At 72.4% G+C, this 21287-nt stretch carries 18 protein-coding genes; 12 read left to right on the top strand and 6 right to left on the bottom strand.

The window, feature by feature from the left end:
- The first annotated feature begins 180 nt into the window (after positions 1-180).
- From ACW9J6_RS18255 to ACW9J6_RS18245, 3 genes are read left to right on the top strand one after another with little or no spacing between them, the layout of a single operon-like run.
- Entirely contained in the window at positions 181-2508 is a 2328-nt protein-coding gene (locus ACW9J6_RS18255; protein ID WP_457117917.1) for an ATP-binding protein, read from the top strand.
- The gene (locus tag ACW9J6_RS18250) at positions 2501-2962 is read left to right on the top strand and encodes a response regulator (protein WP_457117916.1); all 462 of its coding nucleotides are present in this window, start codon (positions 2501-2503) and stop codon (positions 2960-2962) included. The genes ACW9J6_RS18255 and ACW9J6_RS18250 overlap by 8 nt, the downstream gene beginning before the upstream one ends.
- Positions 2944-4689, top strand: a complete 1746-nt coding sequence (locus ACW9J6_RS18245) for a response regulator (RefSeq protein ID WP_457117958.1) — start codon at positions 2944-2946, stop codon at positions 4687-4689. The genes ACW9J6_RS18250 and ACW9J6_RS18245 overlap by 19 nt, the downstream gene beginning before the upstream one ends.
- A gap of 65 nt (positions 4690-4754) precedes the next feature.
- Here ACW9J6_RS18245 and ACW9J6_RS18240 read toward each other — a convergent pair whose 3' ends face one another.
- The 3 genes from ACW9J6_RS18240 to putA all read right to left on the bottom strand — a co-directional run bounded on the left by ACW9J6_RS18240 (position 4755) and on the right by putA (position 10902).
- Positions 4755-5255 carry a DinB family protein gene (locus ACW9J6_RS18240; RefSeq protein ID WP_457117915.1) on the bottom strand — a complete coding sequence of 167 codons (501 nt, stop codon included), beginning with the start codon at positions 5253-5255 and terminating at the stop codon, positions 4755-4757.
- A 104-nt stretch (positions 5256-5359) separates the two neighbouring features.
- Positions 5360-7432, bottom strand: coding sequence for a diguanylate cyclase domain-containing protein (locus tag ACW9J6_RS18235; protein ID WP_457117914.1), 2073 nt, complete (start codon positions 7430-7432; stop codon positions 5360-5362).
- 380 nt (positions 7433-7812) lie between these two features.
- Complete coding sequence (putA, locus tag ACW9J6_RS18230; RefSeq protein WP_457117913.1) at positions 7813-10902, bottom strand: bifunctional proline dehydrogenase/L-glutamate gamma-semialdehyde dehydrogenase PutA; 3090 nt, start codon at positions 10900-10902, stop codon at positions 7813-7815.
- Positions 10903-11010: 108 nt separating this feature from the next.
- On the opposite strand from putA, the gene ACW9J6_RS18225 reads away from it, so the two are divergent.
- The 4 genes from ACW9J6_RS18225 to ACW9J6_RS18210 all read left to right on the top strand — a co-directional run bounded on the left by ACW9J6_RS18225 (position 11011) and on the right by ACW9J6_RS18210 (position 15339).
- Positions 11011-11481 carry an Lrp/AsnC ligand binding domain-containing protein gene (locus tag ACW9J6_RS18225; RefSeq protein ID WP_457117912.1) on the top strand — a complete coding sequence of 157 codons (471 nt, stop codon included), beginning with the start codon at positions 11011-11013 and terminating at the stop codon, positions 11479-11481.
- A 71-nt stretch (positions 11482-11552) separates the two neighbouring features.
- Positions 11553-12152, top strand: coding sequence for a nitroreductase family protein (locus tag ACW9J6_RS18220; protein WP_457117911.1), 600 nt, complete (start codon positions 11553-11555; stop codon positions 12150-12152).
- A complete protein-coding gene (locus ACW9J6_RS18215) occupies positions 12149-13765 on the top strand; it encodes an AMP-binding protein (protein ID WP_457117910.1) in 1617 nt (538 codons plus the stop codon). Before ACW9J6_RS18220 ends, ACW9J6_RS18215 begins: the two co-directional genes overlap by 4 nt.
- Positions 13766-14115: 350 nt before the next feature.
- Positions 14116-15339, top strand: a complete 1224-nt coding sequence (locus ACW9J6_RS18210) for a Hint domain-containing protein (protein WP_457117909.1) — start codon at positions 14116-14118, stop codon at positions 15337-15339.
- A gap of 19 nt (positions 15340-15358) precedes the next feature.
- Here the strand turns inward: ACW9J6_RS18210 and ACW9J6_RS18205 are convergent, their stop codons facing one another.
- From ACW9J6_RS18205 to ACW9J6_RS18195, 3 genes are all read right to left on the bottom strand, one after another.
- Positions 15359-15742, bottom strand: a complete 384-nt coding sequence (locus ACW9J6_RS18205; RefSeq protein WP_457117908.1) for a response regulator — start codon at positions 15740-15742, stop codon at positions 15359-15361.
- Positions 15743-15821: 79 nt separating this feature from the next.
- Positions 15822-16403, bottom strand: a complete 582-nt coding sequence (gene hpt, locus ACW9J6_RS18200) for a hypoxanthine phosphoribosyltransferase (RefSeq protein ID WP_457117907.1) — start codon at positions 16401-16403, stop codon at positions 15822-15824.
- Positions 16404-16409: 6 nt separating this feature from the next.
- Positions 16410-17117, bottom strand: a complete 708-nt coding sequence (locus ACW9J6_RS18195; RefSeq protein ID WP_457117906.1) for a DUF3426 domain-containing protein — start codon at positions 17115-17117, stop codon at positions 16410-16412.
- A gap of 140 nt (positions 17118-17257) precedes the next feature.
- Here ACW9J6_RS18195 and ftsE point away from each other — a divergent pair, with 140 nt between their 5' ends.
- From ftsE to ACW9J6_RS18170, 5 genes are all read left to right on the top strand, one after another.
- Complete coding sequence (gene ftsE / locus ACW9J6_RS18190; protein WP_457117905.1) at positions 17258-17977, top strand: cell division ATP-binding protein FtsE; 720 nt, start codon at positions 17258-17260, stop codon at positions 17975-17977.
- Between the two features lie 7 nt (positions 17978-17984).
- A complete protein-coding gene (locus ACW9J6_RS18185) occupies positions 17985-18947 on the top strand; it encodes a cell division protein FtsX (RefSeq protein WP_457117904.1) in 963 nt (320 codons plus the stop codon).
- A gap of 110 nt (positions 18948-19057) precedes the next feature.
- Positions 19058-19786: a YdcF family protein gene (locus ACW9J6_RS18180; protein ID WP_457117903.1), complete on the top strand. Its 729-nt coding sequence runs from the start codon at positions 19058-19060 to the stop codon at positions 19784-19786.
- Between the two features lie 455 nt (positions 19787-20241).
- Positions 20242-20826, top strand: coding sequence for a hypothetical protein (locus ACW9J6_RS18175; protein WP_457117902.1), 585 nt, complete (start codon positions 20242-20244; stop codon positions 20824-20826).
- 11 nt (positions 20827-20837) lie between these two features.
- On the top strand, positions 20838-21143 hold the full coding sequence (locus ACW9J6_RS18170; RefSeq protein WP_457117901.1) for a transcriptional regulator: 306 nt from the start codon (positions 20838-20840) through the stop codon (positions 21141-21143).
- Positions 21144-21287 lie beyond the last annotated feature (144 nt).

The following is a 21287-nucleotide window of genomic DNA, read 5'->3' as shown; positions in this document are numbered from 1 at the left end:
TCACGCCGCTCGTCGAGGATTCGTCAGGGCCGGCGTCGGCGCGCGCGCCTGCCGCGGGCGCCCGACGGGCCGGCCGGACGCGGGTCCGCCGCGCCGCCGTCCGATCGCGAGATCCCACGCACCACCTCGGCCTTTCATCCGGTGCTCGCACCCGGGTCGCCTAGGCCGGACGACATATGTATGGTGACGAAGAAGGAGAGCCACCATGGAGGCGAGAGCTTGAGTTCGGCCGCGCGCCTGCCCGAGAGCGAGGCACTGACCGCCTGCGATCGGGAGCCGATCCACATCCTCGGCACGATCCAGCCCCACGGCTTCCTCCTGGCGGCGCAGGGGCCCGATCTGCGCATCGTGCAGGCGAGCGACAACGTGCCCGACCGGCCCGGCCGGCCGGGCGGCGCGGTGACGGGCCAGCCGCTCCGGACCGCCTTCCCGGAGATCATGGACGCGGTCGCGGCGGGGCTCGCCAACCATCCCGAGCGCGAGGGGGCCCGCTACCTGCGCACCCTCACCCTGGACACGGCGGCCGGGCCGGTCGCGTACGACCTCGCGCTGCACCGCGCGGACGGGCTCACCGTCCTCGAACTGGAGGAATCCGGCGAGGCCGCGGGCACGGATGCCAGCCTCGACGCCCTGCACCCGCGCCTCAACGCCTTCGTGGAGGGGCTGCACGCGGCCGGCTCGGTGCCGGAACTCTGCGCGCTGCTCGCCCGGGACATCCGCCACATCACCGGCTTCGACCGCGCCCTGGTCTACCGGTTCGACCGGGACTGGAACGGCACCGTGGTGGCGGAGGACGGCAACGGCGTGCTGCCCTCCTACCTCGACCTGCGCTTCCCGGCCACCGACATCCCCTCCCAGGCCCGCGACCTCTACCGGCGCAACCGCCTGCGCATCATCCCGGACGCGGCCTACGCGCCGGTGCCGATCCGCCCGGCCCTGACCCCGTCGAGCGGGCGTCCCCTCGATCTCAGCCAGTCGATCCTGCGCTCCGTCTCGCCGGTCCACGTGCAGTACATGCGCAACATGGGCACCATGGCGTCGATGTCGGTGTCGATCCTGGTCGACGGGGCGCTGTGGGGCCTGATCTCCTGCCACAACAAGGCGCCGCGCCGGGTGCCGCTGCAGGCCCGCAACGCCTGCGACTTCCTCACCCGGATCTTCGCGCTCCAGCTTGCCGCCAAGGAGCGCGGCGCCCAGGCCGAGACGCGTCTGCGGCTCGGGAGCCTCGCGGCGCGGCTGCTCGGCTTCATGGCGGAGGAGGACAACTTCCTCGACGGGCTGCTCAACCATCCGGACGAGGTGCTCGCGCTCACGGATGCGGGCGGCGCCGCCATCGTCACCGGCGAGCAGTGCCGGCTGATCGGCGAGACGCCCGGAGAGGCGGCGGTGCGGGACCTCTACGCCTGGCTCGCGACGGAGCACTCGGGCGAGGACCTCGTGGTTACGGACGCGCTCGGCGAGGTGCACCCGTCGGCGGCCGGGATCGTCGCGAGGGCCAGCGGCCTCCTCGCCATCTCGATCTCCAAGAAATACGCGAGCTACGTGCTCTGGTTCAGGCCGGAGGTGGTGCGCACCGTGCGCTGGGGCGGCAACCCCACCAAGCCCGAGACCCGCGACGCACCCGACGGCTCCGTGCGCCTGCACCCGCGCCGCTCCTTCGAGACCTGGAAGGAGACCGTGCAGGGCCGCTCCCTGCCGTGGTCGGAGCCCGAGATCGACGCCGCCAAGGACCTGCGGGCCGCGGTGCTGGGAATCGTGTTGCGCCGGGCCGAGGAACTCGCCGCCATGACGGACGAGCTGAAGCGGTCGAACAAGGAGCTCGAGGCCTTCTCCTACTCGGTGAGCCACGACCTGCGTGCGCCCTTTCGCCACATCGTCGGCTACGCCGAGCTGCTGCGCTCGCGGGAGGGCGACCGTCTCTCCGACAAGGGCCGGCACTACGTCGACACGATCATCGAGGCCGCCTTCTCGGCCGGGACTCTCGTCGACAACCTCCTGACCTTCTCGCAGATGGGGCGCAACGCCCTCAACCGCGTCTCGGCCGATATGAACCTCGTGGTGGAGGAGGTGCGGCGCAAGGTGCTGCGGGACGCCGGTCCCGACCGCGCCATCCGCTGGCAGGTGGGCTCGCTCGGCCGCGTCTACGCCGACCCGATGATGCTGCGACTCGTTCTGGAGAACCTTCTGTCGAACGCCGTCAAGTACACGCGCGGGCGCGAGGAGGCCCTGATCGAGGTCGGCCGCGGGCCGGATGCCGATGGGGAAGCAATTTTCTTTGTGCGCGATAATGGCGTGGGCTTCGATATGGCCTATGTGAATAAGCTGTACGGCGTCTTCCAGCGCCTGCACCGCGTCGAGGAGTTCGAGGGTACGGGGATCGGCCTCGCCAATGTCCGCCGCATCGTCGAGCGGCACGGGGGCCGGACCTGGGCCGAGGGCGCTCTCGGGCGCGGCGCGACATTCCATTTCACCCTGCCGATCCGTGCGGAGACCCGGCACCGTGGCTGACCTGAAGCCGATCCTCCTGGTCGAGGACAACCCGAACGACATCGAGCTGACGCTGGCGGCCCTGGAGAAGAGCCAGCTCGCGAACGACATCGTGATCTGCCGCGACGGTGCCGAGGCCCTCGACTACCTGTACCGGCGCGGGCGCTACGAGGACCGGGACCTGCGCGACCCGGCCGTGGTGCTCCTCGACCTCAAGCTTCCGAAGGTCGACGGGCTGGAGGTGCTCGCCGCCGTGAAGAGCGACGCGAGGATGCGTCTGGTGCCGATCGTGATGCTGACCTCCTCCCGCGAGGAATCGGACCTCGTGCGGTCCTACGAGCTCGGCGTGAACGCCTTCGTGGTGAAGCCCGTCGGGTTCAAGGAATTCTTCGAGGCGATCCAGGATCTCGGCGTGTTTTGGGCGGTGCTCAACGAACCGCCGCCGCGCAAGGGAGGCTGGCCATCGAACGCCTGACGGACGACGGCCTGGCCGAGGGCCCGCCCCTGCGCATCCTCCTGCTGGAGGACAGCGACCTCGACGCCGAACTGCTCGGCGTCGTCCTGGACGATGCCCGCATTCCCTGCCGGATCGAGCGGGTCATGACCCGCGAGGGCTTCGAGGCCGCCGCCGCGCGCGGTGCCAGCGACCTCATCCTGGCCGATTACGTGCTGCCGGCCTTCGACGGGATGAGCGCGCTCGCCATCGCGCGGACGCGCTGCCCGGACGTCCCCTTCGTGTTCGTGTCGGGCACGCTCGGCGAGGACGTGGCCGTGGAGGCGCTGAAGAACGGCGCCACCGACTACGTGACCAAGCAGCGCCTCGACCGCCTGCCGCGCGTGCTGATCCGGGCGCTCGCCGAGGCGCGGGCGAAGGCCGAGCGCCGGGCCGCCGAGCAGGCGTTGCGCGAGCTGAACGAGACCCTGGAGGCGCGGGTCGCGGACCGCACCCGCGAACTCGCCGAGGCCAACCTCGCGCTCCGGGCCGAGATCGCCGAGCGCGAGCGCGCCGAGGAGGCCCTGCGGCAGGCCCAGCGCCTGGAGGCGATCGGCCAGCTCACCAGCGGCGTCGCGCACGACTTCAACAACCTGCTGACGGTGATCGCCGGCAACATCGAGTTCCTCGAGCCCCTGGCCGCGGACGAGCGCACCAAGCGGCGCCTCGCGATGATGCGGGGCGCGGCCGAGCGCGGCGCCCGGCTGACCTCGCAGCTCCTCTCCTTCTCGCGGCGCCAGCGGCTCGAACCGACGCCGGTGCAGCTCAACCAGACGGTCGCGACCATGCGCGACCTGCTGCAGAGCTCGATCGGCGGGGCGGTGCGGATCGAGACGACGCTGCAGGCCGACCTCTGGCCGGCCCTGGTCGACGCGACCCAGATCGAACTCGTCATCCTCAACCTCTGCATCAATGCCCGCGACGCGATGCCGGTGGGGGGCGGACTGACGATCGAGACGGCCAACGTGCGCGTCCTCGACGCGCCGCGCCGGCCGGAGGAGCCGCCGCCGGGCGACTACGTGATGGTGGCGGTCTGCGACACCGGCTCGGGCATCCCGCCGGAGGTGCTCAAGCGGGTCTTCGAGCCGTTCTTCACCACCAAGGAGATGGGCAAGGGCTCGGGCCTCGGCCTCGCCCAGGTCTACGGCTTCGCCAAGCAGTCGGGCGGGGGCGTCCGCATCGACACGCGCCTCGGCGAGGGCACCTCCGTGAAGGTGTACCTGCCGCGGGCGGCGATCGTCGGCATCGTCGGGCACGCCGCGCCCTCCGACCCGGTGGGGCCGGCGCCGGGCCGGCACGGCGGGGCGCCGGTGCTGCTCGTGGTCGACGACGACAGCGCCGTGCGGGAGGTGACCGCGGCCAAGCTCGCGGGGATCGGCTACGAGATCCGCGAGGCCGGCTCGGGCCTCGCGGCCCTCCAGGCGCTGGAGCGCGACGCGCGGGTCGACGGCGTGATCCTCGACTTCGCCATGCCGGGCATGAACGGCGCGGAGGTTGCGGCCGAGATCGCGCAGCGCTGGCCGCACCTCCCGGTGCTGTTCGTCACGGGGTTCGCCGACCTCGATGCACTCAAGGCCGTCGGCATGGCCGGCGAGGAGCGCATCGTGCAGAAACCGTTCCGCGACGGCGAACTGGAGCGCAAGGTGGCGGCGCAGGCGAGCCTGAGGCCGGCCCTGCGGCTCGTCGCGTCGGGCGGCTCGCCGGCCTGACCGGCGGGGCCGGGCCTCAGCCCCGCGGCGCGTCGCGGCGGATCCGTGGTCGGCCCCGCGCCCCGTCAGGCCGCGCGGCGGTCCGGCTCGACGCGATGCAGGTAGCCCGCGAAGACGTCGCGACGCTTCGTCTCCCCGATCGTCGGGAGGAGCCGACCGACCTCACCCCGATGGTAGCCGCCATGGGTGACGACGTGGGCCAGCATCTCCTCCCTCGACATCCGGCCGTGCCCCCCGTCGGAGAAGCGGAAATCGACGGATTCCGAGAGATCCTCGGCGGTCGCGCGCGACAGATACGCGACGTACCAGCGATTGATCTCCGCGACCTCGGCCGCGAGGCGATGCACCGGCGGTGACTCCTCGCTCCAATCCGTGCGGTAGCCGTGATCCCGGCGCTGGAGATTCGCCGCGAAGATGCGGTCGATGATGTGGTTGTGATGCAGGATCCGGAGCGCCGTCGCGACGTCGCGGTCGGCGGCGTCGAGGGTGGAGACGGCCGCGATCAACTCGGCGTCGGCGCTCTCCTTGTAGCGGAACAGGGTGAGCAGCAGGGCTTGGGCGGACATCACGGCCTCCTGGCGTTCGGGATCGGGGCGGGGATCATCCTGCTCTTTGACTGACCGTCGGTCAATAAGCCGTTGCGGCCATGGTGCCGGGATCGCGACAGTCTCTAGCGCGCCGCGGCCCGCCGGAGCGGGCGCGTTCCTTCGGCGGCGTCGGCGAACCGGTAGGTGTTCCGCCCCTCGGCCTTCGCCCGGTAGAGGGCGAGGTCCGCCCGGCGCACGAGGTCGTCCCCGTCCGTTCCGTGATCGGGCGCGAGCGCGATGCCGACGCTCACACCGACGACGACCTCCTCCCCGTGAAGGATCAGGGGCTCCCGCATCGCCCCGATCAGCCGCTCGGCGACGCGGGCGTAGCGCTCGCGCGGCTGCGGGCCGGGGATCAGCACCGCGAACTCGTCGCCGCCGAGCCGCGCCACGAGGTCGTCGCCCCGCAGGGTCGCGCGAATCCGCTCCGCGGCGACCCGCAGGAGCGCGTCGCCGGCCGAATGGCCGAAGCCGTCGTTCACCGCCTTGAAGCCGTCGAGGTCGAGGCAGAACACGGCGAAGGGGGTGCCGACGCGATCCGCCTCGGCGAGGTTCTGGGCGAGGCGCTCCTGGAACAGCAACCGATTGGGCAGCCCGGTCAGGGGGTCGTGGCTCGCCATGTGAACGAAGCGCGCCTCCGCCTCCTTGCGGTGCGTGATGTCGAGTTGGGTGCCGACCATCCGCAGCGGCGCGCCGGTGGCGCCGCGCGCCACGACCTTGCCACGCGCCAGGACCCAGGCGAAGGCGCCGTCCTTGCGCCGCAGGCGCTGCTCGCAGGTGAAGTCCGGCGCCCGCCCATCGAAATGCTCCGCCAGGAGACGCGCGGTCCGGCGCCAATCCTCCGGATGGCAGAGGCGCTCCCAGGTCCGGACGCTGCCGTCGAGCTCGCCCGCGGCGAAGCCGAGCATCGTCAGCCAGCGGTCGGAGTACCAGACCTCGCCGGTGGCGATGTTCCAATCCCAATGCCCATCCGTGCCGCCGTCGAGAGCGAAGGCGAGGCGCTCCTCGCTCGCCTGCAGGGCGGTGGCGCTGGCGCGCAAAGCCGCCTCCGCCCGCGACCGCTCGGTCACGTCCTCGTAGGTCACCACGAAGCCGCCATCCGCCATCGCCCCGCGCGAGATCGCGACGGTGCGCCCCGCGGGCGAGAGGTGCTGGAAGGGGCCGGCCTCCGGGTCGCGGTGGACCGCCGCCAGGGCGGCGCGCTCCGCCGGGGCGGGGCCGATCACGCAGAGAACATGCGCGAGCGGCAGACCGACCGGCGGCGCGTCGCCGGGCAGGCCGTAGATCTCGCGGAACCGGCGATTGGCGACGACGAGCCGCCCTTCGGTGTCGTAGAGGCAGAGCCCCTGCGACATGGCGTTCAGGGCCGCGTCGAACTGCGCCGTCTGCCGGGCCAGATCCTCCCCGCGCCGGGTCAGCGCCGCATTGGCCTGCCGCAGGCGATCGGCCACGAGCCCGAGCGCCGCGAAGCCGAGGATCGCCGCCATCACGCCGGCGACCGCCAGCACCAGGGTGCCGCGGGGAAGGGCGGTCGTCAGGACGACGATCCGCGGATCGTGCCGAAGCGTGATCGCGGTCATGGCGAGCAGATGCAGGAGACCGACGCCCCCGGCCACGAGCGCCGCGGGCAGGAGGACGGCACCGCGCCGCCCGGCCCTCCGGTAGAGGCCGAACCCGGCCGCGATCCCCGTGCTGCCGATCACCACCGCGGCGGTCGCCCGCCCCGGATCCCAGACGATCAGGGTGGGGAACTCGATGCCCACCATGCCGGCGTAGTGCGTGGCCGCCGCGCCGAGGCCGAACAGTCCTCCGCCCGCGACGGCCGCCAGCAGCCGGTCCGAGGCCTCCAGCACCGCGAAGGCCATGAGGCTGCCGCCGATCGCCGCCGCCATTGACGCGAGCATCGGCACCAGCGCGTAGGCGGCGTCGAGGCTCGGATCGTAGCCCAGCAGGGCGATGAAATGCGTGCTCCAGATGCCGGCACCGGCGCAGAACCCCGCCGCGAGCAGCCACGGCAGGTTGCGTCCCGTCCGGGCACGATCCGCGTGGTCGAGCATCCGCAGAGCGATCGCCGCGGAGGTCCAGGCGACGAGGCCCGCGACGAGCAGGATCCATCCCGCGTGCTGCTCGCCCAGGCACATCAAGCTTGCGACCATCGGCTCCGTGTTCCACCCGCGATCTAGGCCGAATGGTAGACGCAGCCGCCTTAACGTTTGATCATTTGTTCAAATGCAATCTAGTCTCTTCCCGGGATATTTTTTGGATACACCTCATTATTTCAAGTACGAACGCGTGAAACCCTCCATTTATATCGATTCAGATCCGAGACTCTCCCGCCATCACGCGCATTCGCTGGGCGAGAAATCACGATTCCACCGTCAGTTCTGGAGGAGCAGCGCCCAAGGGCCGCTCGACGCGGCCGAAGGCTGCGACGGGGCTCTCCCTCGGCTGGGAGCGCCGCGTCGCCGCGTCGCGCCACAACGATCCCGACGGGGCGCCCTCCCGGACGCCGCGCCGCCGCCGGGCGGGATCGCGGTCAGCCCTCGGCCGCCAGCAGGGCCGCGTCGCCCCCCGCGGCGGCCGTGTTGACGGTCACGGTCTGCTCCGTGGCGAAGCGGGCGAGGGCGTGCGGGCCGCCCGCCTTCGGGCCGGTTCCCGAGAGGCCGCTGCCGCCGAAGGGCTGCACGCCCACCACGGCGCCGATCATGTTGCGGTTGACGTAGACGTTGCCGGTGGAAAGGCGGTCCACCACCCGCTCGACGGTCGCGTCGATCCGCGAGTGGATCCCGAGCGTCAGGCCGTAGCCGCTGGCCTCGATCGCGTCGAGCACCCGGTCGAGATCCGCCGCCCGGTAGCGGGCGACGTGCAGGATCGGCCCGAACACCTCCTCGCGCAGGGCCTGCGGGCCGGGGATCTCGTAGATCTGCGGCGCCACGTAGAAGCCGCCGGCCGGCGCCTCGCCCGCGAAGTGGGTCCGCGCCTCCCGCCGCATCGCGGCCCCGTGCGCGTCGAGCCGCGCCTTCGCCTCCGCGTCGATCACCGGCCCGATCTGCACCGCGGGATCGCGCGGATCGCCCAGGCGCAGTTCGCGGGCGGCGCCGGCGATCATGCGGATCATGCGGTCCGCCACGTCGTCCTGCACCAGGAGGAGGCGCAGGGCCGAGCAGCGCTGGCCGGCGGAGCGGAAGGCCGAGGTGACGACGTCGTCGGCGACCTGCTCGGGAAGCGCGGTGGCGTCGACCAGCATGGCGTTGATGCCGCCGGTCTCGGCCACCAGGGGCACGATCGGCCCGTCCTTGGCGGCGAGCGCCCGGTTGATGGCGCGCGCCACCTCGGTCGATCCCGTGAAGGCGACGCCCGCCACCGCCGGATGCGCGACGAGGCGCGCGCCCACCGCGCCGTCGCCCGGGACGAGCTGGAGGGCGCCCGGCGGGATGCCGGCCCCGTGCAGCAGCCGCACGGCCTCGGCGGCGATCAGGGGCGTCTGCTCGGCGGGCTTGGCCACCACGGCGTTGCCGGCCATGAGCGCGGCCGCGACCTGACCGGTGAAGATCGCCAGCGGGAAGTTCCAGGGCGAGATCGCCACCACGACCCCGCGCCCGCGCAGCACGAGGCGGTTGCTCTCGCCGGCGGGGCCCGGCAGCGCCAGGGCCTCGCCGAATTGCCGCCGGCCCTGCGCGGCGTAGTAGCGACAGAAATCGACCGCCTCGCGCAATTCGGCCTGCGCGTCGTCGAGGGTCTTGCCGGCCTCCGCCTGGAGCAGGTGGAGGAGGCGCGCGCGCGCCGCCTCCATGGCGTCGGCGGCCCGGTCGAGGGCGGCGGCGCGCCGGGCGGCCGGCATGCGGTCCCAGGACCGGAACGCCTTCCGCGCCGCCGCCATCGCCCGGTCGGCCGTCTCGGGCGCGGCGTCGACCACCGTGCCGACGGGGGTCGCCCCGTCGATCGGGCTGAGGACGGGCCGGGCGGCGCCCGCCTGCGCGACGCCGTCGATCACGGGCGCCGCCTCGCCCGGGCCGGAGGCGGCGCGGATCTCGGCGAGGAGCCCGTCGAGGGCCGCGCGCTCACCGAACTCGATGCCCGCCGCGTTGACGCGCTCGGGGGCGAAGAGGTCGCGCGGCCGGCGCAGGGTCGCGTGGCGGGCGTTCTCGGGACGCCCGACGCTCTCGGCGGGCCGGCGCAGCAGCGCCTCCACGGGCACCGACGGGTCGGCGGCCTGCGACACGAAGGAGGAATTCGCCCCGTTCTCCAGCAGGCGCCGCACCAGGTAGGCGAGGAGGTCCCGGTGGCCCCCGACCGGAGCGTAGGTGCGGCAGGCCGCCCCCGGCACGGTCGCGAGCAGGCGCTCGTAGAGGGCCTCGCCCATCCCGTGCAGGCGCTGGAACTCGTAGCCGCCCTCCCCCGGCCCCGCCCGCTCGACGATGGCCGCGACGGTGAGCGCGTTGTGGGTGGCGAATTGCGGGAAGAGACGCGGCCGGTGCGCCAGCAGCCGCTCGGCCGCCGCCAGGTAGCTCAGGTCCGTCATGCTCTTGCGGGTGAAGACCGGGAAGTCGGCGAGCCCCCGCTCCTGGGCGCGCTTCACCTCGCTGTCCCAGTAGGCGCCCTTGACGAGGCGGACCATCAGGCGCCGGTCGAGGCGCGCGGCGAGCGCCGCCACGTGGTCGATCACCGGCAGGCAGCGCTTCTGGTAGGCCTGGACGGCGAGCCCGAACCCGTCCCAGCCGGCGAGGGAGGAGTCGGCCAGCACGGCTTCGATCACGTCGAGGGAGAGTTCGAGCCGGTCCGCCTCCTCGGCATCGACCGTGAAGTTGAGGTCGTGGGCGCGGGCGGCCTGCGCCAGGCCCAGGAGCACCGGCACCAGTTCGTCCATCACCCGGGCGCGGCTCATGGCCTCGTAGCGCGGGTGGAGGGCCGAGAGCTTGACCGAGATGCCGGGCCGGTCCGGCAGCGGCCGGTTGCCGGCGGCCTGCCCGATCGCCGCGATCGCCGCCGCGTAGGAGGCCGCGTAGGCGCGGGCATCCTCGGCGGTGCGAGCGCCTTCGCCCAGCATGTCGAAGGAGTAGCGGTAGAGCCGCCCCTGGCCGCTCCCCGCGCGCTTGAGCGCCGCCTGGATCGTCTCCCCGAGGACGAAGTGGTTGCCCATCACCCGCATGGCCTGGCGGGCGGCCTGGCGCACGGCGGGCAGGCCGAGGCGCCGGGCGAGGCCCTGCAGGATGCCCTCCGGGGTCTCGCCGGGCTGGATGATCCGGGCCGAGAGGCCGAGCGCCCAGGACGACGCGTTGACGAGGAGCGCCTCGGACCGGGTGGCGTGCCGGTCGAACCCGCCGAGGCGCAGCTTGTCCTCGATCAGCCGGTCGGCGGTGGCGGCGTCGGGCACGCGCAGCAGCGCCTCCGCCAGGACCATGAGGGCGAGGCCCTCCTTGGTGGAGAGTGAATATTCCCGCAGCAGCGCCTCGACGCCGCCGATCCGTCCGCCCTCCTGCCGGATCGCCCCGACGAGGTCGCGGGCGAGGGCGTCGACGCGGTCCTCCCGCTCGGGCGGCAGTGCGGCGCCGGCGAGGAAGCGGCGGGCGAGCGCCGCGTCGTCGGACGCGTAGGGAGCCGAGAAGGCGGGGAGCGGGACGGACATGGCGGGCCTCGTGCGGGATGGGCGCAAGCTTACGGCCGATGACGCCGCCGTTCGACCGCAATAGAAGGCTCAACTCCGCCGGATCAGCGGCGTGAAGGAGCCTGGGCAGTGAAATCCTCCGACAAGCTCGACCGCATCGACCGGCGCCTCCTCGCGGTCCTGCAGCGCGAGGGACGGATTGCCACGGTGGACCTCGCCGAGCGGGTCGGGCTCTCGCCCACCGCCACCGGCGAACGCCTGCGCCGCCTTCAGAAGGAGGGCGTGATCACCGGCTTCGGGGCGCGGCTCGACCCGCACCGGCTCGGCCTCGGGCTCCTGGTCTTCGTGGAGGTGTCCCTCGACAAGACCACGCCCGACATCTTCGAGCGGTTCGCCGCGGCGGTGCGGCGGGCGCCGGAGGTGCTGGAGTGCCACATGGTGGGCGGGGGCTTCGACTACCTTGTGAAGACGCGCGTCGGGGACATGCCGGCCTATCGGCGCTTCCTCGGCGAGGTGCTGCTCGCCCTGCCGGGCGTCACCGAGACCCGGACCTACGCGGTGATGGAGGAGGTGAAGAGCGACGGGCTGCTCCCGCTGTGACCAGGAGCGGAGCCGGCGTGACAAGGGGCCGCCGGGCTGGCAGGAAGGCGCGTCCGTTTCGGAGACCTGCCGTGACGTCATCCCCTTCCCGCCAAGCCGACCGTCCGATCGATCCCCTGTTCCTGGAGCGCTGGTCGCCGCGCGCCTTCACGGGCGAGGCGGTCCCGGAGGCCGACCTGCTGACCATGATCGAGGCGGCGCGCTGGGCGCCGTCCTCGTACAACTCGCAGCCCTGGCGCTTCGTCTACGCCCTGCGCGACACGCCCCAATGGGGACCGCTCTTCGACCTCCTGGTGCCGTTCAACCAGGGCTGGGTGAAGGATGCGGGCGCGCTGCTCTTCATCGTCTCGAACCAGATGATGAACACCAAGGACGGGTTGAAGCCGTCCTGGAGCGCCTCCTTCGACGCCGGCACCGCCTCGGCGCTGTTCCAGCTCCAGGCCGTCCGGCTGGGCTGGCACGCCCACGGGATGGGCGGCTTCGATCACGGCCGCGCCCCGGAGGTGCTCAAGGTGCCGGAGAACCACCGGGTCGAGGCCGCCTTCGCGGTCGGCCGCAGGGCCGATCCGGCCACCCTGTCGGAGGAGCTGCGCGCCCGCGAGACCCCGAACGGCCGGCACCCGATCGGCGATTTCGCCTTCCCGGGCACCTTCCCGGCGCGTGGGGCGTGAGCGCGCCCGCCACCTACGAGGCGTTCCGCTCCGGGTTCCGCTGGCGGATCCCGGAACGCTACAACATCGCGGTCGACGTCTGCGATCGCTGGGCGCGCGCGGATCCGGGGCGGCCGGCGCTCCTCGAGGTGGCGGCGGAGGGACGCGTCGAGACCTGGAGCTTCGCCGCGCTCCGCGACGCCTCGAACCGCCTCGCCAACGCGCTGCGGGCCCACGGCGTCGCCCGCGGCGACCGCGTCGCGGTGCTGCTGCCCCAATCCGCGCCCGTGGTGATCGCGCATCTGGCGATCTACAAGCTCGGCGCCGTGGCGCTGCCCCTGGCCGTGGTGTTCGGGCCGGACGCGCTCCTCCACCGGCTCGGCGACGCGGGCGCGAAGGCGGTGGTCACCCACGCGGCCGGTCTCGCCAAGCTCGCGCCCCTGCGGGAGGCGCTCCCCGACCTGTCCCTGCTGATCGCCACGGAGGGCGCGGGCGAGGGCGCCCTGGGCCTGCCCGACCTCCTCGCCGCCGGCTCGCCGGATTTCGCCCCCGTCGAGACCGGGCCGGACGATCCGGCGCTGATGATCTACACCTCCGGCACGACCGGGCCGCCCAAGGGCGCCCTGCACGGACACCGGGTGCTGCTCGGCCACCTCCCGGGCTTCGCCATGATGCACGACTTCATGCCGCGCCCCGGCGACCGGATGTGGACGCCCGCCGACTGGGCCTGGGCGGGCGGGCTCCTCAACGCGCTGCTGCCGAGCCTGCATCACGGGATCGCCGTGGTGGCGCGCAAGGCGGAGAAGTTCGAGCCCGAGGAGGCGTTCCGGCTGATGGCGGATCTCGCGGTCGCCAACGCCTTCGTGCCGCCGACCGCCCTGCGGATGCTGCGCACCGTCGCGGATCCCCGCGCGCGGTTCGACCTCTCGCGCCTGCGCACGCTGGCCTCCGCGGGCGAGATGCTGGGCCCCGAGACCTTCGACTGGGCGCGGGGCGCGCTCGGGCTGACGGTGAACGAGGCCTATGGGCAGACCGAGTGCAACCTCGTTCTCGCCTCCTGCGCGGCCCTGGGCCTGGCGCGGGCGGGCTCGACGGGCAAGCCCGTGCCGGGCCACCGCGTGGCGGTGATCCGCCCGGACGGGACGCCGACCGAAGCCGGCGAGATCGGCCAGATCGCGGTGGCGCGGCCCGACCCGGTGATGTTCCTCGGCTACTGGCGCGACCCGGAGGCGACCGGGCGGAAGTTCCTCGGCGACTGGATGACGACCGGAGACCAGGGCCGGGTCGACGGTGACGGATACGTGCACTTCGTCGGGCGCGACGACGACGTCATCACCTCGTCGGGCTACCGGATCGGCCCGGGCGAGATCGAGGATTGCCTGCTGCGCCACCCGGCGGTGGCGCTCGCGGCCGCGGTGGGCAAGCCCGATCCCGTGCGCACCGAGATCGTCAAGGCCGTCGTGGTGCTGCGGCCGGGCCACGCGCCCTCGGACGCGCTGGCGGCCGAGATCCAGGACTTCGTGCGCCAGCGCCTCTCGGCCCACGAATATCCGCGGGAGATCGCGTTCCGGACGAGTCTCCCGCTCACCACCACGGGCAAGATCATCCGGCGGGTGCTGCGCGAGGAGGTGTGAGACGGGCAGCGGGCCCGGGCCCGACGCGCGGCCCTCTCCCACGATCGGCGGCCCCGTCCCGATGATCGCGGCGACGAACCCGCGGCAAATCCGCAACGACGAGCGAAAATCCGTCGAGACAGTTGGATGATCGTCCAACCATCGTCGAGCCTGCGACTTTCCTAAAGTCAGATACTGCGCTAGTCATTGACGATGAATGTCCCGCATACGCATCGCCTCCGTCCAGGCTGGGGATGAAGCGCAGGGCTCAACCTTCCATCACGGTTTGGCGCGACCATTCGTTCTTCGCGGCATTCGAGATCGGCGGGATCTGACCGGATTAAAGCTGCCTGGGAGGCTGAAGCAACACCGTGTCCATCCCTACCAGCAACCCGCGTCTCGTCGTCGAAGGCGACAGCCTCACCGCATCCGGCATCTGGGTGCCGTTCGCGCTGCAGGCGGCGGCCCCACGGAACAGCTTCGATCTGCCGGACGGGTACAACCAGGCCGTCGGCGGCGAGACGGCGACGCAGATGGCGGGCGAGGTCGGATCGGTCAACGCGCTCCATCCGGACGCCGTGGTGCTCCTGGCGGGCACGAACGACATTCCGCAGCGCAAGTCGGCGGCCCAGATCTACGGCACCCTGACGCGCATGTGGAAGAGCTACCTCGACGCGGGGGCGCAATACGTCGTCGCCGTCGACGTGCCGCCCCGCATCGATCCGACCTGGCAGAACAGCACGGCGAACGAGCCGACCCGCGCCGAACTCAACCGCCTGATCAACACGTCCAGCGGCGACCCGAGCCTGGTGGCCTACGGGAGCCGCATCAGGGTCGTCGGCGACGTCGGTCTCGATCCGAGCACCGACACGCTCGATGGGATCCACGAGAACCCGGCGGGCGCCGCCAAGATCGGCGCGGCGATCGGCGGCGTGCTCGGACAGCTTCAGTTCGCCTCGACGGCCCCCGCCCCGCCCGCCGCGACGGTCAATTGCTTCGCGGCCGGCACCCGCCTCCTCACGCCGCAGGGCGCGCGGCGCATCGAGGATCTCGCCCCGGGCGACCTCCTCGTCACCGCGGACGGCGCGGCCCGGCCGGTGACGTGGGTCGGCCGCCGTCGCCTGCGCCTCGGCGCTCATCCGCAGCCCGAGCGCGTCCGCCCCGTGCGGATCCGCGCCGGGGCCGTGGCGCCCGGCATCCCCGAGCGCGACCTCGTCCTCTCACCCGGCCACGGCGTGCGGTTCGCTGACCACCTCGTCCCGGCCGGGGCGCTCGTCGACGGCGAGGCGGTGGCGGTGCTGGACTGGTCGGAGGTGGAGTACCTGCACGTCGAACTCGACCTGCACGACGTGGTGCTCGCCGAGGGTCTGCCCTGCGAGAGCTACCTCGAGGCGGGGCAGCGCGCCGGGTTCGACGGCGAGGACGGGGCGACGATCCTGCATCCGGTGTTCACGCCGCTGACCTACGAGGCCTCCTGCCTGCCCGTGGCGATCGCCGGCCCGGCGGTGGAGGCGGCCAAGGCCCTGATCGCGGCGCGCACCGCTGCTTCGCGCGGGGAGACGGATCCGGCCGGCGCCGCGCGGCGCGTGGCCTAGGACCGGTCCGGCACCCCCGTCACCCCTCGCAGCGCGCCTCCGCGGCGAGCACCCGGCGCACGCTCGCGCGCATGTCGGCGAGGGTGAAGGGCTTCGTCAGCACGTCCGAGACGATCGCGTCGAGGCCGCGGGCGCGCTCGCGCTGGTCGGCGAAGCCGGTCATCAGCATGATCGTCAGGGACGGGTAGTCGCGCTTGGCCGCGAGCGCGAGCGCGATCCCGTCCATCAGCGGCATGCGGATATCCGTGAGCATCAGGTCGAAGGCGCCCGCGGCCTCGGCCAGGCGGTCGAGCCCGTCGCTGCCGTCGATGGCCGTGACGACGCGGTGCCCATCCATCTCCAGGCCCCGCTTCAGGAAGCCCCGGATCGACTCCTCGTCGTCGACAAGCAGGATGGTCGCCATATCCTTCGTCTCTCGGCCGCGCGGGCGAATCATCCAGTGATGGGGCAAATCGCGGGAACCGCCAAGGTTTCCCGCAGGGTCATGCCGTCGCGGCCCGGTCGAACAGATCCGGCTCGCCGTCGCCGTAATCCACCAAGCCCACGAAGGGAAGCTGCCGGAAGGCATGCGCCACGTCCATGCCGTAGCCGACCACGAACACGTCCGGGCAGACGAAGCCCACGTGGTCCGCCTCGATCGTCACCGCGCGCTTGCCCGGCTTCTCGAGCAGGACGGCGGTGAGGACGCGGTGGGCGCCCCGGGCCATCAGCAGGTCCTTGGCGTAGACCAGCGTGCGGCCGGATTCCAGGATGTCGTCGATCAGCAGCACGTCCCGCCCGCGCACCTCGCTCTCGACGTCGCGCAGGATCGCGACCTGACCGGACGAGACCGTGGCGGCCCGGTAGCTCGACAGGTGGATGAACTCCACCTGCGGGCTCAGACCCGCCCGGTGCAGCGCGCGGATCAGGTCGGCGGCGAACATGAAGCTGCCCTTGAGCACCGCCACGACCAGGAGGTCCCGCAGCGGCTCGGCCGCGATCGCCCGCGCCATCTCCTCGTTGCGCTGCGCGATGGCCGCCTCCTCGAACAGGACGCGGACGCGGGGGATGTCGGGAGGACTCATCGGCTCTCATTCGTGGTCGGGCGGGGATGTCCCTACGCTGCCCGTGGATTGCGCCGTGTCAACCGCGGCGAATCGGACCAGGACGCGCCGGCCGCGCGGGGGCGGCGCCTCCAGCTCCGCCCGGAAGCGGGCGGTCTCCTCGGGCTGCAGCCGGCGCCGAGGCGCCTCGGCGGTCCAGCGATAGACCACCTGGTCGGTCTCGTCGCGCAGTTCGAGGGCGAGCGGCGGCACGTCCCGCACCCGGCCCGACGCGCTCACCACGTCGCCCTCCACGACGAGCCGGGCCTCGCCGCGGCCCTCGGCCGGCAGCGCGAAGGCGACCACGTCCCGGAAGGCGAGGCCGCGCAGATTCACCGGCAGCCCGATCGCCGCGTAGAGGCGCGCCGTCTGCGGCAGGGCCCGCACCACGCGTTCCCGGCCGAGGAGCACCCCGGCGATCGCCAGGAGGGCGAGGAGCGTGCAGCCGACCGGGACGAGCGCCGCGGGGAGGCGGCGGCGTCGCGTCGCGGGACGCGTGGCCGGGGGCGGCGCGGGCGGCTCGTCGGCGGTGAACACCGCCGGGCCGGGCGGCGACAATTCGCCCGGCGGCGGTTCGGGCGGCGCCACGTACCAGGGCACCCGGCAGCTGGCGCAGCGCACCGTCCTGCCCTCCGGCCCGATGTGGTCGGGATCGAGCCGGTACTCGGCGGCGCAGGACGGGCAGACGATCAGCATGGCAAGTCACGGCGGCGCCCGGAGGCCCGGACCCTCCCGGTTTTCTCGCCACAGCGTTAAGGCGTGGTAAAGCGGCCGGCCCGGGCAAGCCCCGCGCAAGGTGCGGCAGGCTACGAACGCGGAGCGAGAATGGGGAGCGCATGGCTGCCGGACCATACAGGGTGACGGGCGAGAGCCTGCTGTCCGGGATGGAGGAACCCGTCGTCCGGTTCGAGACCGTGGGCATGCGCTACGGGCTCGGACCCGAGGTGCTGAGCGACATCAGCTTCACGATCGCGCCGCATTCCTTCCAGTTCCTCACCGGCCCTTCGGGCGCCGGCAAGACCACGCTGCTGCGGCTGATCCTGCTCTCGGCCAAGCCCAGCCGCGGATTGGTCTCGGTCTTCGGCGAGGAGGTCAGCGGCATCTCGAGCCGGGCGCTCACCGGGCTGCGGCGGCGCATGGGCGTCGTGTTCCAGGATTTCCGCCTGCTCGACCACCTCACCACCTACGAGAACGTGGCGCTGCCGCTGCGGGTGCAGGGCCGGGCCGAGACGAGCTACCGGGCGGAGGTCGTCGAGCTCCTGCGCTGGGTCGGGCTCGGCGAGCGCATGCACGTGCTCCCGCCGCTGCTCTCGGGCGGCGAGAAGCAGCGCGCCGCGATCGCCCGGGCGCTGATCGCGCGGCCCGAACTCCTGCTCGCGGACGAGCCCACCGGCAACGTCGACCCGCAGCTCGGGCGGCGGCTGCTCCGGCTGTTCATCGAACTCAACCGCCTCGGCACCTCGGTGCTGATCGCGACCCACGACTACGCCCTGATGGATCTGGTCGATGCCCGCCGCCTGATCCTCGGCGACCGCCGCCTGCGGATCGAGGAGTGAGGGCGCCGTGAGCGCAGGTCCATCCGCCGACGCCGTCCCGGCCCCCCGCGCGAAGGCGGAGGAGCTGCCGGCGGCCCTGCGCCGCAACGCGCCCCTGGTCCCCACGGACGGCAGCGCCAGCCGCGCGCTCGCGGCGGTCATCGCCATCCTGACCTTCCTCGCCGCCCTCTGCGCCGGGGCGGCCGAGATCGTGGCGTCGAGCGCCGCGCAGTGGCAGGGCGCGGTGGCGAACGAGGTCACGATCCAGATCCGCCCGGCGCCGGGACGGGACGCGGAGGCGGACGTGGCCAAGGCGGTGGACCTCGCCCGCGCGGCGCCCGGCATCGCCGACACCCGCGCCCTCACCAAGACCGAGTCCGAGCGGCTGCTCGAACCCTGGCTCGGCAGCGGGCTCGACCTCGGCGACCTGCCGGTGCCGCGGCTGATCACGGTGCGGCTCGCCGGCAACCCGCCCGCCGACCTCGCCTCCCTGCGCCAGCGGCTCGTCGAGGCCCTGCCGGGGGTGGCGAGCCTCGACGACCACGCGCTCTGGCTCACCCGCCTCTCCACCATGGCCAACACCTTCGTGGGCGTCGGCGTCGCGGTGGTGGCGCTGGTGCTCCTCGCCACGGGGCTCGCCGTGACCTTCGCGACCCGGGGCGCCATGGCGGGCAACCGCGAGGTGGTGGAGGTGCTGCATTTCGTGGGCGCGGACGACGATTTCATCGCGCGCGAGTTCCAGCGGCGCTTCTTCCGCCTCGGGCTCCGCGGCGGGGCGATCGGCGCCGTGGCCGCGCTGAGCGCGCTGGCGCTCGGCGGCGTGGTCACGCGGGCCTGGCGCGCGAGCCCGGCCGGCGACGAGATCGAGGCGCTGTTCGGCGGCTTCGCGATCGGCTGGCGGGGCTACGCGAGCGTGGTGCTGATCGGGATCATCGCCTCCGTGGTGACCGGCATCGTCTCGCGGGTGACCGTGCGTCGCTTCCTCGACTGAGCCCCCGGCCCGCGCCCCATGAACGAATCCGCCCGCGCCCCGTTGCCTCCGGCCCGCCGCATTCGGCACTATGCTCAATCGCCTGGGATGCCACGCGGATGAAGCGCGCAATGATGACGCGAAGCGCCGATGAGGCCGCGCAGGACCGCGCCGGCCCGGCCCGCCCGCGGGGCTGGCGGCGCCTCGGCCTCGCGCTCCTGGCGCTCGGCGGCCTCGCCGGAATGGCTCTCGGCGCCGGGTTCCTCGCCTTCGTCTCCTGCCTGGCGCGGACCGAGCAGCAGCCCTTCGCCCGCGCCGACGGGATCGTCGCGCTCACGGGCGGCGCGCAGCGCATCGGCGACGCCATCGACCTGCTGGCGGCGGGCTACGGCCGCCGGCTGCTGATCACCGGCGTCAACGAGCGCACCAGCCGCGAGGAGATCGCCCGGCTCAATCCCGGCCAGCAGCACCTGATCGCCTGCTGCGTCGACCTCGACTACCGCGCCCGCAACACGATCGGCAACGCCATCGAGACCCGGCGCTGGATGCGGGAGAACGGGTTCCGCACCATCGCGGTGGTGACGTCGAACTACCACATGCCGCGCACGCTGCTGGAGATCGACCACGCGCTGTCGCTGGGTGACCGGGTGGTGCCGCATCCCGTCGTGCACGAGGGCCTCGATCCCGACGCGTGGTGGCGCAAGCCCGCCTCGGCGCGGCTGCTGGCCTCCGAATACGTGAAGTTCCTGGTCGCTTGGCTGCGCACCCGCTTCGAGACGGACCCGGAGGATTCCCGCGTCGCGGTGCTGATCAGCCGCGGGCGCCCGAGCCGGGTCGTGGCCGAACCGCTGCTGCGGTAGGGGGCGAGAGCGACCGGTTGGGTGGTGTAAGGGCTGCTCCGGGGCGCTCTCACCGTTTGAATATTGCACGCAGTGCTCTGTATGAAGTATCGCTAGGGTCAAAACTCAATCAGCTTGACCGCACGAGGGACCGCTTCCGAACGCAAGCAGACCCTCACAATGCCTGCTCCGGGACAGTTCGGCTTGCCGGTCTGCTATGCCTGGTTCGCTTGAGCAATTTCGTTTTTGATAGTCCCAGTGGGCATCCAAAACAGACCGATGGCTACGGTTCACTTTGGCCATACCTATCGCACACGACGCGGATCGGCGGCAACGGGTGGGACGCGGCTGACGCTTCAGGATGAACTTGCGCCTCATCTCGGCTGCGAATTGATCGGGGGCACTCTCGTGCACTGGATGCTTGAACCGCAGAATGCTCTGTGATACAGAGTTATCTGCTCAGGTAGGATTCAGCCGTGGCAACCCAAACCCCCATCAATCCACGCGATGACGCACGCCTTGCTCTCGCCGCTGCAGAGGATGGCGAACGCCGTCTGACCGACGCTCTCATCTACGGTCGTGTCAGCCCCTACCTCATCCTCTGGGGCCTCGCCTGGATGGCAGGCTTCATCAGCACCTTTCTCCTCCCAGACCGCATCGGGACCATCTGGCCAACCGTCACGGCTCTGGGGTGGGCAGCAACGAGCCTCCTCGTTCTGGTGCAACGTCGGGCCGGCCGTGAGCGGCGCTTCGGGCTGGGGGCCCGCTACGGCCTCTCGGCCGTGCTGATGAGTGCCTATGCCGCGCTCTGGGCGTTCATGCTGCTGTCAGGGCATCCCAATGCCCCGGGCATCTACGCGGGCACCGTCACCGGCTTCGCGTATCTCGTCGCCGGCCTCTGGCGGGGACCTCTCCTCGCGGCACTCGGCGCCGGTGTGACGCTGCTGTTCCTGGCTGGCGTCGTGGTGCCGCCCTCAGAGTTCCCGCTCTATGCCGGACTGCTCGGCGGCGGCGGCCTCATCACGGCGGGCCTGCTCTTGGCGCGGCGTGACCCAACCTGAGGGTGGGGCAGATGTCGGCCGACCTCGATCCGATCATCCATACCCCGGCGCGGCTGCGGATCATGGCTGCACTCGCCGCCGCTCCAGAGGGAGGGTTGCTGGAGTTCAAGCGCCTTCGTGCTCTGCTCGGCCTGACCGATGGGAACCTCGGAGCCCACATCGCCACGCTTGAGGGGGCGGGCTACGTCGCGGTCACCAAGGATTTCGAGGGCAAGCGTCCCCGAACACGGCTTGCTGCGACAACGGCGGGCCGTGCGGCCTATCGGGCGCACGTCGTGGCGTTGCGCGCCATCCTCGACGGATCCGAGGCCGGCTGATCTGGCGAACAGCTCGTGTCGGTTTGTGATGGGTATGCGGATGGAGACCGGCACCGCCGGTTCGCTATGGGTGCACCCAACTCAGACCAACCGCCGCGGGCTTGAATGTCCGGTTTCGGCCTCAGCGGCGGACGCCGCTCACCA

This window comes from Methylobacterium sp. JK268 (assembly GCF_054052225.1).
This window is presented reverse-complemented; position numbering and strand designations above follow the sequence as displayed.

Coding starts and splice junctions, on each gene's coding strand:
- putA (WP_457117913.1), bottom strand. CDS start 10,902: ATGTCCGTCCCGCTCCCCGCCTTCTCGGCTCCCTACGCGTCCGACGAC.
- ftsE (WP_457117905.1), top strand. CDS start 17,258: ATGGCTGCCGGACCATACAGGGTGACGGGCGAGAGCCTGCTGTCCGGG.
- ACW9J6_RS18180 (WP_457117903.1), top strand. CDS start 19,058: ATGATGACGCGAAGCGCCGATGAGGCCGCGCAGGACCGCGCCGGCCCG.
- ACW9J6_RS18240 (WP_457117915.1), bottom strand. CDS start 5,255: ATGTCCGCCCAAGCCCTGCTGCTCACCCTGTTCCGCTACAAGGAGAGC.
- ACW9J6_RS18255 (WP_457117917.1), top strand. CDS start 181: ATGGTGACGAAGAAGGAGAGCCACCATGGAGGCGAGAGCTTGAGTTCG.
- hpt (WP_457117907.1), bottom strand. CDS start 16,403: ATGAGTCCTCCCGACATCCCCCGCGTCCGCGTCCTGTTCGAGGAGGCG.
- ACW9J6_RS18205 (WP_457117908.1), bottom strand. CDS start 15,742: ATGGCGACCATCCTGCTTGTCGACGACGAGGAGTCGATCCGGGGCTTC.
- ACW9J6_RS18170 (WP_457117901.1), top strand. CDS start 20,838: ATGTCGGCCGACCTCGATCCGATCATCCATACCCCGGCGCGGCTGCGG.
- ACW9J6_RS18195 (WP_457117906.1), bottom strand. CDS start 17,117: ATGCTGATCGTCTGCCCGTCCTGCGCCGCCGAGTACCGGCTCGATCCC.
- ACW9J6_RS18235 (WP_457117914.1), bottom strand. CDS start 7,432: ATGGTCGCAAGCTTGATGTGCCTGGGCGAGCAGCACGCGGGATGGATC.